The sequence below is a fragment of the Acinetobacter junii genome (assembly GCF_018336855.1).
In the GTDB taxonomy this organism is placed as follows: domain Bacteria; phylum Pseudomonadota; class Gammaproteobacteria; order Pseudomonadales; family Moraxellaceae; genus Acinetobacter; species Acinetobacter junii.
The window spans coordinates 675779-687894 of sequence record NZ_CP059558.1; the positions used below are offsets into that span (position 1 = coordinate 675779).

14 protein-coding genes are annotated in these 12116 nt (G+C 38.6%); 13 read left to right on the forward strand and 1 reads right to left on the reverse strand.

Annotation, left to right across the window (positions count from 1 at the left end; all coding sequences use genetic code 11):
- The first annotated feature begins 83 nt into the window (after positions 1–83).
- The 5 genes from tsaB to fghA all read left to right on the forward strand — a co-directional run bounded on the left by tsaB (position 84) and on the right by fghA (position 4877).
- Positions 84–776 carry a tRNA (adenosine(37)-N6)-threonylcarbamoyltransferase complex dimerization subunit type 1 TsaB gene (gene tsaB, locus H2677_RS03215; RefSeq protein ID WP_212639128.1) on the forward strand — a complete coding sequence of 231 codons (693 nt, stop codon included), beginning with the start codon at positions 84–86 and terminating at the stop codon, positions 774–776.
- An 8-nt stretch (positions 777–784) separates the two neighbouring features.
- Positions 785–1606, forward strand: coding sequence for an undecaprenyl-diphosphate phosphatase (locus tag H2677_RS03220; protein ID WP_005403190.1), 822 nt, complete (start codon positions 785–787; stop codon positions 1604–1606).
- Positions 1606–2409: a class I SAM-dependent methyltransferase gene (locus tag H2677_RS03225; protein ID WP_212639129.1), complete on the forward strand. Its 804-nt coding sequence runs from the start codon at positions 1606–1608 to the stop codon at positions 2407–2409. The genes H2677_RS03220 and H2677_RS03225 overlap by 1 nt, the downstream gene beginning before the upstream one ends.
- Before the next feature lie 211 nt (positions 2410–2620).
- Positions 2621–4066 (forward strand): C13 family peptidase, encoded by a 1446-nt coding sequence (locus H2677_RS03230; RefSeq protein WP_004914392.1) that lies wholly within the window; start codon positions 2621–2623, stop codon positions 4064–4066.
- Positions 4035–4877 (forward strand): S-formylglutathione hydrolase, encoded by an 843-nt coding sequence (fghA, locus tag H2677_RS03235; protein WP_212639130.1) that lies wholly within the window; start codon positions 4035–4037, stop codon positions 4875–4877. The genes H2677_RS03230 and fghA overlap by 32 nt, the downstream gene beginning before the upstream one ends.
- Positions 4878–4905: 28 nt before the next feature.
- Here fghA and H2677_RS03240 read toward each other — a convergent pair whose 3' ends face one another.
- Positions 4906–5184, reverse strand: coding sequence for a DUF2218 domain-containing protein (locus H2677_RS03240; protein WP_212639570.1), 279 nt, complete (start codon positions 5182–5184; stop codon positions 4906–4908).
- Between the two features lie 181 nt (positions 5185–5365).
- On the opposite strand from H2677_RS03240, the gene rpe reads away from it, so the two are divergent.
- From rpe to H2677_RS03280, 8 genes are all read left to right on the forward strand, one after another.
- Positions 5366–6052, forward strand: coding sequence for a ribulose-phosphate 3-epimerase (gene rpe / locus H2677_RS03245; RefSeq protein WP_212639131.1), 687 nt, complete (start codon positions 5366–5368; stop codon positions 6050–6052).
- 410 nt (positions 6053–6462) lie between these two features.
- A complete protein-coding gene (locus tag H2677_RS03250) occupies positions 6463–6843 on the forward strand; it encodes a hypothetical protein (protein ID WP_407929291.1) in 381 nt (126 codons plus the stop codon).
- Positions 6844–6919: 76 nt separating this feature from the next.
- Positions 6920–8788: a copper resistance system multicopper oxidase gene (locus H2677_RS03255; RefSeq protein ID WP_212639133.1), complete on the forward strand. Its 1869-nt coding sequence runs from the start codon at positions 6920–6922 to the stop codon at positions 8786–8788.
- Positions 8775–9674, forward strand: a complete 900-nt coding sequence (locus H2677_RS03260; RefSeq protein ID WP_212639134.1) for a copper resistance protein B — start codon at positions 8775–8777, stop codon at positions 9672–9674. Before H2677_RS03255 ends, H2677_RS03260 begins: the two co-directional genes overlap by 14 nt.
- A gap of 82 nt (positions 9675–9756) precedes the next feature.
- Positions 9757–10251: a hypothetical protein gene (locus H2677_RS03265; protein ID WP_129261903.1), complete on the forward strand. Its 495-nt coding sequence runs from the start codon at positions 9757–9759 to the stop codon at positions 10249–10251.
- Between the two features lies 1 nt (position 10252).
- Positions 10253–10798 carry a hypothetical protein gene (locus tag H2677_RS03270; protein ID WP_099948146.1) on the forward strand — a complete coding sequence of 182 codons (546 nt, stop codon included), beginning with the start codon at positions 10253–10255 and terminating at the stop codon, positions 10796–10798.
- Between the two features lie 167 nt (positions 10799–10965).
- Positions 10966–11283 carry a DMT family transporter gene (locus H2677_RS03275; RefSeq protein ID WP_004952367.1) on the forward strand — a complete coding sequence of 106 codons (318 nt, stop codon included), beginning with the start codon at positions 10966–10968 and terminating at the stop codon, positions 11281–11283.
- Positions 11284–11346: 63 nt separating this feature from the next.
- A complete protein-coding gene (locus tag H2677_RS03280) occupies positions 11347–11835 on the forward strand; it encodes a methylated-DNA--[protein]-cysteine S-methyltransferase (protein ID WP_004914361.1) in 489 nt (162 codons plus the stop codon).
- Positions 11836–12116 lie beyond the last annotated feature (281 nt).

Here is a 12116-nt window from a genome sequence, read left to right on the forward strand (position 1 = left end):
TAAAAATAGAACAGCTCGCCTATGATGTCTGAGTGGAGTATGATACTCGACGTTTTTCATCTCTTTTATACCAAGGTTTTTGCATGAAATTGCTTGCATTGGAAACTGCAAATGAGCAGTGTTCAGTTTCACTAATTGATGACACACAAGAACTCTATTTTCAGTTGGATGAGCGAACAAAGGCACAAACTCAAACCATTTTGCCTTTAATAGAGCAGGCTTTAATTCAGACTCAGACACAACTTTCTGATTTAACAGCAATTGCATTTAGCCGAGGTCCTGGTTCTTTTAGCGGTGTGCGCATCAATGCTGCAGTTGCACAGGCTTTGGCATGGTCGCATGATTTGCCTGTTATACCTGTTTCTACTTTACAAGCTTTAGCTCAAGCAGCATATCGATTAACCGGTTTGAAACAAGTTTCTGCTGTTTTAGATGCACGAATGCAAGAAGTGTATATTGCGAATTACAACTTAGATCAGTTTGGTATTATGCAAGCAATCGATGAAGAAAAATTATTAGCTTACGAACGTGCTAGTGAATACTGTAAGTTTACACCAATTGGTTCAGGTTCAACTCTCATAGAATTTATGCAAGAAGATGAATCTGAAGCCTTAAATCAAAATGTTGCTGATATCAAAGCAACTGCGCACGATATCGCAACCATCGCACGAGTTTATGCAATTCAACAAAAATGGGTTGATGCAGAACATGCCTTGCCAGTTTATTTACGTGATGATGCATGGAAAAAAATTGCTGATCAGGGCAAACCAAATTAAGGTGAGTTATGGATCTTTTATTGCTATTTAAAGCAGCCATAATGGGATTGGTTGAGGGCATAACAGAGTTTTTACCCATCTCAAGTACAGGTCATCTTATTTTGTCTGGACAGTTGCTAGATTTTTGGACTGTAGAAAAAAGAGATATGTTTGCCGTTGCAGTTCAGATCGGTGCGATTGCTGCAGTCATTTATGAGTATTGGGGCAAATTATGGGGTGCTTTGATCGGAGCAATGAAAGGTCAGGAGCAAGGTCGCCGTTTAAGCCTAAATTTAATTATTGCTTCAATTCCTATTGTGATCATTGGATTAACATTTGGTGATGTGGTTAAAGCTTATTTATTTAATGCCATTACTGTTGCTATCGCTTTAATCGTTGGTGGTTTTATTATTCTGTGGGCGGAAAGACGCCAGCATTTAGTTGTTAGTTCAGAAGTGGATGATTTGACTTTTAAACAAGCAACGTTGATTGGGTTAATTCAATGTTTTGCTTTGATCCCTGGTACCTCACGATCGGGTTCAACGATAATTGGTTCTTTATTTTTAGGGATATCACGTAAAGCTGCCGCTGAATTTTCATTTTTCTTAGGTATTCCTGTATTGATGGGTGCAGGTTTACTCGATATGTATAAAATGCGAAATGATTTACATAGTAATGATTTAGCGGTACTTGCAGTTGGGATTGTGGTTGCTTTTATTTCTGCTTTGATCGTGATACGTGCCTTGATTCGATATGTTTCTAAACACGATTTTACGGCATTTGCGTATTATCGTATCGGTTTTGGGGTATTTATCCTTGCAACATGGTGGACAGGTTGGGTGCATTGGTAATGCGAATGATATGTTGGTATCAAGCAGAATATGAACACTCATTTCAGCAACTTCAAGCTCGTTTTGCTGAACTAGGTGTAAAACTTGAGGGTCATGTTGTAGAGAAAATTAACTCAAGATTTTTACGTTTGAATCCTGATATGGCATTGGTATTGGATGAAGATGGTTTAAGTCTCAGTGCAAATGGCATGAAAATGCAGCCCGATTGGTGTGCTGAAATTCCTCGTTTAAAAAGAGCAAGTTTAAAATCAGAAATGATAGCGAGGGCATGTCAACTTGGAGAGAAACCAACACTTATTGATGCTACAGCAGGGTTGGGACACGATAGTTTGCTTATGGCACATTTGGGTGCCAATGTACGCTTAATTGAGCGACATCCAATTTTATTTGTATTACTCGAATATGCTAAGGTACAAGCGGAAAGAGATCCCTTTTTACAAGCCACTATGCAGCGCATTCAACTTATACATGCAGACTCAAATTGCTATTTAAATGAGTTAGCACAAAAAGGTGAATATCTAGATGTTGTTTATCTTGATCCGATGTTTCCCCAGCGTGATCAAAATCAGCAAGCGATAAAAAAACAGGCACAAGTCAAAAAACAAATGCAGTTGTTGCATATGTTATTACCTGAAGATGGTGAAATGGATTTGGGCGATCAACTACTCGATTTAGCTAAGAAAATTGCAAAAAGAGTAATTGTTAAACGACCACGCCATGCAGTTTATCTCGCTGAGCAACATCCTGATCATCAATGGTTAGGGGATGCTTGTCGATTTGATGCTTATTTTCCAAAAGGTTAAATTTGAGTCTTTTTATCAGATGATTGTTTGGCTTAGGTCAATGCTCGGTAAAAATTTGTGATATAGTTCAAAAGCATGATTGCTAAAAAATTCTTGCTAAGCTTACACTACGGTTGCATATATTAACGATTTTGAAAAAGCGACATTTAATCTATAACGTTTGGCATATTATTTAGTTTAGGCTTAAAAAGAGATACTCCCGAAGAATTCTATGATAGATCTCAAACCCTCCATTAATATCTGGCATGATTTCAAAAGTAACCAAATTGCTGGAATGTGGTTGTTCCTCGGGTCCCGCCGTTCATTACAAGTGGTTCATCCCTCTATCACCCAGCTGATACTTTGGGGGATTTTAGGTGGCTGTACAAACTCGTTGTATAGTTGGTTAGTAGCTGGTCAAGTAGGTGATTTTAACCCTCAAGGTCTCATTGGCTATGCGCTTTGGCCGTTCATTGCCTTGATTGTCGGGATTTTTCTATCTCAACGGATGAACCAAGCACGTTTGATGTTAGTGCCTGCTTTACTCTGGTTGGTTCTTGATACCAATATTTTGCTCTTACAGTGCTTGATTCAGTATTTAGGATCGAATGGATATCTAAACTTCATTCCTGATAGTATCTATAATGGTTTTTTACCACCATTCTTTGTGGCTTTATTTGTTTGGCAAAGTTTAGCCGTAATTTGGGTGTTCTCACGTGCGCTGAATTGGCCTTGGTGGGAGCGAGCTCTCGTTTTTATCGCAACGATTGCAACGATGGTGGTTTGGCAATTATCGGTGAAAGATCAACCGATTTGGAAAGTCGAAGAAACTCCGCCAAGCTTTTCAGAGGAAGCCTTTTATGCTCAAAGCAATTTATTACAACAAGCATTAGATAACATCCAATATGGCGACATTGCCCAAAGTCACTGGTACTTTTTAGGTGTTGCAGGTGATAGTTATGTGGATGTTTTTAAATCTGAAGTTGAGCGTATAAAAGAGCAGTTCGATACACGCTTTGGAACTGTCGACCGTTCTATCATGCTGGTCAATAACCCTGCCACGCGTTTAGAAGTACCCATAGCTTCAAAGACAAGCATCGAGCTTGCTTTGCGCCGTATAGGTCAACAGATGAATCGTGATAGTGATGTTTTATTTCTTTATATGACATCACATGGTGAAAAAAATCATTTTGAACTAGAAAATGCACCACTTGAATTAGGTCAGGTCGATCCAAAATGGTTACGTGAAACTCTGGATAAGTCAGGTATTCGTTGGCGAGTGATTGTAATCTCTGCATGTTATTCTGGAAGTTTTATTCCCGCATTACAGTCTCCAGAAACATTGATTATTACCGCATCAGCAGCGGATAAGACTTCTTTTGGCTGTAATAATGAAGCAGATTATACTTATTTCGGTCGAGCTTTTTTTGATTTGGCGATGCGTGAACAGTCTTCAATGAAAAAAGCCTTTGAACAAGCCAAACAAACGGTGACACAGTGGGAAACTGCACAAGGTTTTGAGCCATCTGAACCACAATGGTCAATTGGTCGTAATATGGAACTCATGCTGCCGCAATTAGAACCATATTTATTCCCTACTCAAAATATTACAACAACAGACATTACAAAAACACAGGATGATCAACATGCAGCTACTGCAAAAAAATCGTTGTTTTGAAGGTGAACAAAGGATTTATCAACTTGAATCACAACACCTCAAAGGCTCAAGTCGCGTTGGTGTTTATCTCCCACCAGCTGCTTTAGAGGGCAAACCTTGTTCTGCGCTTTTTTATCTTGCAGGGCTTACGTGTAGTGAAGAAACATTTGCAATAAAAGCACATGCACAACGCATGGCAGCAAGATTAAGTCTTATTTTGATTACTCCGGATACATCTCCACGTGGAGAGCATATTGCTCAAGGCGATCATTGGGATATTGGGCAGGGTGCTGGTTTTTATATTAATGCGACTCAACAACCTTGGGCTGAGCATTATCAAATGGAGTCATACATTGTTGATGAACTCTACGCTCATGTTTTGCAAGAATTTCCAATCATTGAAAATCAGGTTGGGGTTTTTGGACACTCAATGGGTGGTCATGGTGCCCTAACATTAGCATTTAAGTACCCAGAACTTTTTAGATCGGTCTCGGCATTTGCACCGATTTGTGCACCAAGTATTTGTCCTTGGGGTGAAAAGGCATTTAGTCAATATTTAGGACAGGATCAACAATGTTGGGCAGAACACGATGCAACTGCATTAGTACAGCAGAAGGGGGCTCAATTTGAAGAAATTCTGATTGATCAAGGTTTAGAAGACCAATTCTTTGCGCAGTTAAATCCTGAAAAATTTAAACAAGCTTGTTTAGAGTCTGGTCAGCATATCACTTTACGTTTGCATGAAGGCTATGATCATGGTTACTATTTTATTCAAAGCTTTATCGATGATCATTTGCAATTTCATGCTATTCAATTAGAAAAGAATGCTTAATCTTTGAAAGAAGCTCATTATGAGCTTCTTATTCTTGATGGGTCCAATTGGCAGCGAATTCCTGCTGAGCCATTCGATTCAAATGATCTATTACAACTTGCTCTAGGCGCTCGACATCATCTTGTTGATTTTCAATGATAACCTCTAAGTATTCCTGTTGTGCTGTGAGTGTCACCGTTGCAGTAGGCATCAAAATTTTTGAATAGATTTCAGTTTCTTCAACTTCAAATTTATGTTTCCAGTGATTGAGCAAACGTTTAGCGATTCGTTTACCTTCGACTGTTTGAATCTGTGTAGTACTCTTCATCATACGACTTCATTTTTTGTATCAAAAATTACTTTAGCAAATAACCAATGATAAAAAAATAGTAACTCTGCAACGTGGTGTTGCATGTTTGCAATGCTCGAATAATCACTTTCTAACAGCCCTAAGCAGTATGAATTTGTTATAATCACGGAATCATTCCTTCGTCATTGTCAGGTAATCCATGTCCAAGCCTTATCTCATTGCTCCTTCAATTTTATCTGCTGATTTTGCTCGTTTAGGTGAAGATGTAGAAAAAGTTCTAGCTGCAGGCGCAGACGTTGTACATTTTGATGTGATGGATAATCACTATGTTCCGAATCTGACCTTCGGTGCAGGTATTTGTAAAGCATTAAAAAATTACGGTATCAAAGCACCAATTGATGTACACCTCATGGTTTCTCCTGTGGATCGTATGATTGGTGACTTCTTAGAAGCGGGTGCCGATATCATTACTTTCCACCCAGAAGCGACAGATCATATTGATCGCTCTTTGCAGTTGATTAAATCAGGTGGTGCAAAAGCAGGATTAGTTTTTAACCCTGCGACACCATTACATTATCTTGATTATGTTCTAGATAAAGTAGACCAAATTTTATTAATGAGTGTAAACCCTGGTTTTGGTGGGCAGAAATTTATTCCGATGACATTAGAAAAACTTCGCCAAGCACGCAAAATTATTGATGCAAGTGGCCGTGATATTCGTTTAGAAGTGGATGGTGGTGTAGGACCTGCAAATATTCGAGAAATTGCAGAAGCTGGGGCGGATATGTTTGTTGCTGGTTCAGCAATTTTTGGTCAACCAGATTACAAAACAGTGATCGACCAAATGCGTGCAGAGTTGGCTAATGTTGGTGCAAAACAAATTTAGTCTATTTAACCTATTATATACACTGGGCTGTGGATAACTTTGTTTATAACTACGTGGATAACCATGTTGATAAGCGAGTGGATAAGATGTTGTTAAAATAAACAAAATGATTTCAGTTGTTTATATTCACAGCAGTTTGAACGAAAAAGGACAAGTTTTTGTCCTTTTTTTGTGCGCTAAATTATTTATTTTGCTCTATTTTTACTCATGAGTGATTTTTGCAGATATTGTAGAATAAAACAGCATCACTCTGTTTAAAGTTGTTGAATATTGCATAATTTGAACATAAACATGATTGTGCATAACTATGAAACAACTTATGCTTAATATAGATAAAGATTCTGATCTGTGGATAGGAATATTCAGTGCTACATCTCAAAAGATACAAACATATGTGGTTTGTGTTCCTGATGATATTTTTCATCGGGGGGAGTAATGTCGCCGTTGCAGCTGTACATGCAATTCATACTGAGCAATCCACTGTAACGACTCAGGATATGCCGTGTCACAAGATGCAAATGAAAATTGAACAGCATCATCAAATGCAAATGGCACATCAAGACATGACGAGTATGACTAAATGTCATGACCAAAAAGTGCCAAATCAGCAACATTGTGAAGATTGTAATCATACATCACATTGTCAAACGGTGAGTTTTACACTCGATCAAAATATACCTGAACTATCTGCTTTATCTGTTTTTGAACGACCTATTCATCTAATAACAGCATATCAAGCTCGACACTTAGCTGGATATTGGCAAGAAATTCTTCGTCCTCCCAAAGCCTAATCTATCAGCCACTCAGTCTTTTCTTAACTTCTTATAGTTAGGGAAATTTGATGAATCAATAGATTAGGATTATTTCATGTCTTCAAAATTATATGCTGGCGTTATTGCGAGTTTCGGTCTCTTATTCGCGCCCTATAGCATGGCTGCAATCAAAGAGTATCATCTTAATATCAACCAAGAGATGGTGAATGTCACAGGAAAACCTGTTCAAAGAATTACAGTGAATGGCAAATTTATTGCGCCTTTGCTGGAGTTTGAAGAAGGGGATGAAGCAGTCATTCATGTCCATAATCAACTTAAAGATCAAGACACCTCTCTACATTGGCATGGTTTACTTTTACCAGGGCTTATGGATGGTGTTCCAGGCTTCAATGGCTTTAAAGGTATTAAGCCTAATGGTAGTTTTGAGTATCGTTTTAAAGTACGACAAAACGGAACTTATTGGTATCACGCACATAGTAAAGGTCAAGAACAGGATGGTTTATATGGTCCTTTGGTCATTTATCCCAAGGGAAAACAGCCTGTAGCTAAACATGAGAATGCTGAACGTGATTATGTTGTGATGCTTTCTGATTTCCATGAAACGAAAAGTGACAAGATCATGGCAAATCTAAAAAAATCAGCGGAGTACTATCAAAATCAACGTGAAACAGTCGCTGATGTTTGGTCACAACTGAAAGATCAAGGTTTGAAAGCTACATGGCAAGATCGTTCGATGTGGAATCAGATGCGCATGCTGAAAACTGATTTATCGGATGTCACTGGCTATACCTTTTTAGTGAATGGGAAAACACCACAACAAAATTGGACAGGTGCTTTCAAAGCAGGAGAAAAAGTTCGCTTACGGTTTATCAATGCTTCGGCGATGTCTTTTTTTGATGTGCGAATTCCTAATTTAAAAATGATGGTTGTCAGTGCTGATGGTCAGCCTGTCCTACCTGTTCCAGTCGATGAATTTAGAATTGGTGCAGCAGAAACTTATGATGTAATTGTTGAACCAACTCAAACGCATTATCAAATCCAAGCAGAGTCAATTGATCGTTCTGGTTTTGCAATCGCGTCATTGCAAAATGAGATAAAGCCTGCACAACAGATCGTGACGATGCCGGCAGCGCGTCCACGTGCTTTATTGACCATGGACGATATGGGACATGGAGCGCATGCGCAAGATGAAACGAGCAAAATGGATCATAGCCAGCACGCTGAAATGGATAAGGCTAAAATGGATCATAGCCAACATACTCAGATGACTAAGATGGCAATGAATCATAATGCGCATGGTGAAATGGATATGAGAGATATGAACCATAAATCTCATACCGACATGAATATGAGCCAGATGCATCATCATTCGGATAAGCAACAATCATCTATTTCCGTAACAAACCAACATAAACCACAAGCTGTTCAAGGTTGGGCAAATGCATCCACACCTGTTGGACATAAAGCATTGCAATATACCGATCTAAAAGCATTAACTCCTCAGCCTGATACGCGTGCTGCAGAAAGAGAACTCGTGATTCGTTTAGGTGGGACGATGGAACGATATATTTGGACAATTGATGGTAAAAAATTCAGTGATAAAGATTTTGAACCATTGAAAGTGCAGTACGGTGAGCGAATTCGTTTGAAGTTTGTCAATGAAAGTATGATGGCACATCCTATGCATTTACACGGCATGTTTATGCAGCTAGAAAATGGACAAAGCGCAGCCGATATGCCAAATAAGCATACCGTCATCGTACCACCCGGTAAAACCGTAACTGCATTACTGACAGCTGATGAATTAGGAGAGTGGGCGATTCACTGTCATTTGCTCTATCACATGAGTGCAGGAATGATGAGTAAGTTGATTGTTGCGAATGTCAATGAGGCAAAAACAGCCACTCAACCAACATCTTCACCAGTTCAACCATCGACAGGAGAAAGCCATGCACATCATTAAGCAGTCTTCGAAGATGAAACGATATACACAGTTGATCGTGGTGAGTGGTATTGCATCCTCTTTGGCAGGATTTGCCCATGCCCATGAAGCTCATAATCAAATGTTGCAGATGAATCAAGCTTCACAGCAACAGATGGTTGTGATGGAAACGTCAAAGGCAGATCATCAGAAACATGAACAGTCCAAACTTGCATATTCAAGCGATGTTCAAGATGCAGAGCATAGGCATCATAACGAACATGGCGGGCAAATATACCAGTCAACCAGTTTAGAAAATGCTTGGGCGGTAGATGAAGATGGAAATGGTAGTGTAAGCACCGAGTTAAAAACATGGGTGGGTACAGATGAAAATAAAATCTTTATCAAAGCCCATGTTGAGAAGGCTGAATCGGAAAAAGCTGAAACTGAAGCAATGACTTTATATAGCAGAAATATTGCAGATTTTTGGGATATACAGGCGGGTGTGCGTTATCAATATCAACCAGAACATCAGCTAGAACAAGATCAATGGAGTGCTGTATTCGGTTTGCATGGTTTAGCACCATATTTCTTTGAAACAGAAGCTTATGTTTTTGCTGGACAAGATCAGCGTTGGCAGTTGAGTTTAGAAACCAGTCGAGACTTGCTATTTACACAAAAGTTAATTGCTCAACCCTATTTGAATGCAGATGTGGTATTGAGTGATGAATCAAAATATGCAAAGAAATCAGGGTTATCTAAACTACAAACGGGCGTACAAGTGCGTTATGAGATCAATAAAAAACTTATGCCTTTTGTAGATGTAGCATATGCTTATCATAAAGGTGTGGAGCAAACACCATGGCAAGCTGCTTCTGAAAGTGAAAAGGGTTGGTTATATGCTACGGGATTAACGCTAAAGTTCTGATACTTTGTCTAAAAAGTCACTTTACTGAGATACTGTTGGTTTATACTAGCAGTATCTTTTTTGAGTCATTGATGGTGTATAAATGGCTTTAGAACAACAAAACAATCAAATAACAGCAATAACAGATTCCCTCGAAAAGATTAGTAATCAATCGTCTTTTTCAGATTCACAGCGGAGCAATAATAGTTCTATGCAGGTGAGCTATTATTATATTCCTCTGATGAAAGATGATCAGGATGTACAACGAATCAGAAAAGCATTAATTCCTTTCTCGGAAGTATTAATCGAGCATCATATAGATTTAGATTGTAAGCACCTCACGTTGTACCATCGAGATGATTTATCTCAGCTAACTTATAAACTTGAGTGTTTGAATTTAGGGGTGGAATTGCAACAAACCATGTCGCATTACGAACCGATTCAGATCATGATTGATCTACATAAGGATTCGATACAAAAGGAATCTATAGATTCATCTAAGCATAATTATTTTTACCAATTCCAGATTTTTTTGAAGACTATATTTCAGCATTTAAATCAATGGATGAATGCGATACGAAACAAAAGGGATAAATGAGATGCCTAAATGGATGTATTGGGTATTAGCAGTCGCATTTGCATGGTTAATTTGGACAAATTTTTTAAAACCTGTTCCTGATTTAGATCAACTCAAGACACAACAGAATGTTCAAATCATCGAATTAGAAAAGTATGAAGGTTCTTTCCGTGTCTTATCCAAAGAAGATTATCATTGGGGAAGAGAAGCTGAATTTTCACCGATCGACATTGCTGTCGGTTGGGGAGAGATGGCGAAACCGCAAGTATATGAGCGCATTGATATTTCTCAAGGTAATCGTTGGTATTATTGGAAAGTTGAAAATGAGCCGCCTATTTCATTAAGAGAGATTGCAACACATAGTGCCAACATGCATTTAGTCCCAGCAAATCCTTCTGTTGCATCGCAAATGAAGAAGATAAAAAAAGATGATTTGGTTTATTTAAAAGGTTCATTGATTGAGATTCAGGCTTCAGATGGCTGGCGATGGAAAAGCTCTCTATCTCGAGAAGATACGGGGAATGGTGCTTGTGAACTCATGAAAGTTGAAAGTATCGTTTGGCAGTAATAGTTGTATTAAGCAATTTTAATTATTTCAATTATTTAAGTTGTCTAGATACACAACAATTCACACAATTGCGCATTTTACAGTAAACTGTTCAACTAAGGAGGACGACCTCCTTGCAAAGAATCACGTTGGGACGACCTGACTATTGATAAAGTAGACTGTTAAAAATGGCTTGGGCAATTTTAATCTTGGCGGGTATTTTTGAAATTATTTGGGCATATTCTATGAAAATGTCTGAAGGTTTTACAAAGCTAACGCCAAGCATCGTGACTATTGTTTTCATGATTTTAAGTGTTGTTTTATTGTCGATTTCAATGCGTTCACTTCCTTTAGGTACAGCATATACGGTGTGGACAGGGATTGGAGCAATTGGCTCTTTCGTGGTGGGTATTCTCATTTTGAATGAGCCGATGACCGCAATGCGAATGATTGCAGCAGTGTTGATCGTATCTGGTCTGATTTTAATGAAATTGTCTTCAAATTAAGAAAATTCAGCATCTTATCGGATTGAGTAAGCTGAATGGAACAAAGCCTATGGGGAATTTTTAATGCAATTGGTTTATATGTATATGGATTCTCCTGTAGGTGCATTAAAACTGGTTGCACATGATCAGGCTTTAGTTGCAGTCATGTGGGATAATGAAGATCATAAAAGAGTTCGTTTAGCAAAGCCCTTAGAAGATCATCAACATCCGATGTTACAGCGAGTTAAAAAACAATTAGAAGAATACTTCGTAGGGCAGCGCCAACAATTTGATTTACCTCTTGATTTTCAAGGCACTGATTTTCAGCAGCAGGTTTGGAAGGCTTTATTGACGATTCCTTACGGGGAAACACGTAGTTATAAAGAGATTGCACTCCAGATTGGTAATGAAAAAGCTGTACGTGCAGTGGGTGCTGCGAATGGTAAGAACCCGATTTCGATTATTGCGCCGTGTCATCGAGTGATTGGATCAGGTGGGGCATTAGTTGGTTTCGCTGGTGGGTTGGATAAGAAGCAGATTTTACTCAGTTTAGAGCAAAGTCAAATTCCATAATCTGTATTGTTAATACTCGATTTTCATTGCTTTTTGGAATAAGCTACTTAACAGATATGAATCCACATATTTTATGACTTGAACCGTAACTCAGTTATTGGCGAGGCGGTGTTTTGCTTAGCGTAATCCAATATTAGGAATAACCTTCGGTTCGAGTTACTTTGGTTTCGCCCAAAGTAATCAAAGGCATTGTCATCTACAAAACCTGTTCACTTGCTGCATTTGTTTTATCTATCGCAGAAACGGGATATTACAAATGCCACGTAGGTTGTAGATGAACT

What these genes read in the sequence shown, in the direction of transcription:
- H2677_RS03250 (WP_407929291.1), top strand. Translation starts at nt 6,463, where the DNA reads ATGATATTTTTCATCGGGGGGAGTAATGTCGCCGTTGCAGCTGTACAT.
- H2677_RS03280 (WP_004914361.1), top strand. Translation starts at nt 11,347, where the DNA reads ATGCAATTGGTTTATATGTATATGGATTCTCCTGTAGGTGCATTAAAA.
- fghA (WP_212639130.1), top strand. Translation starts at nt 4,035, where the DNA reads ATGCAGCTACTGCAAAAAAATCGTTGTTTTGAAGGTGAACAAAGGATT.
- H2677_RS03255 (WP_212639133.1), top strand. Translation starts at nt 6,920, where the DNA reads ATGTCTTCAAAATTATATGCTGGCGTTATTGCGAGTTTCGGTCTCTTA.
- H2677_RS03220 (WP_005403190.1), top strand. Translation starts at nt 785, where the DNA reads ATGGATCTTTTATTGCTATTTAAAGCAGCCATAATGGGATTGGTTGAG.
- H2677_RS03260 (WP_212639134.1), top strand. Translation starts at nt 8,775, where the DNA reads ATGCACATCATTAAGCAGTCTTCGAAGATGAAACGATATACACAGTTG.
- rpe (WP_212639131.1), top strand. Translation starts at nt 5,366, where the DNA reads ATGTCCAAGCCTTATCTCATTGCTCCTTCAATTTTATCTGCTGATTTT.
- H2677_RS03275 (WP_004952367.1), top strand. Translation starts at nt 10,966, where the DNA reads ATGGCTTGGGCAATTTTAATCTTGGCGGGTATTTTTGAAATTATTTGG.
- H2677_RS03265 (WP_129261903.1), top strand. Translation starts at nt 9,757, where the DNA reads ATGGCTTTAGAACAACAAAACAATCAAATAACAGCAATAACAGATTCC.
- H2677_RS03230 (WP_004914392.1), top strand. Translation starts at nt 2,621, where the DNA reads ATGATAGATCTCAAACCCTCCATTAATATCTGGCATGATTTCAAAAGT.
- H2677_RS03240 (WP_212639570.1), bottom strand. Translation starts at nt 5,184, where the DNA reads ATGAAGAGTACTACACAGATTCAAACAGTCGAAGGTAAACGAATCGCT.
- H2677_RS03270 (WP_099948146.1), top strand. Translation starts at nt 10,253, where the DNA reads ATGCCTAAATGGATGTATTGGGTATTAGCAGTCGCATTTGCATGGTTA.
- H2677_RS03225 (WP_212639129.1), top strand. Translation starts at nt 1,606, where the DNA reads ATGCGAATGATATGTTGGTATCAAGCAGAATATGAACACTCATTTCAG.
- tsaB (WP_212639128.1), top strand. Translation starts at nt 84, where the DNA reads ATGAAATTGCTTGCATTGGAAACTGCAAATGAGCAGTGTTCAGTTTCA.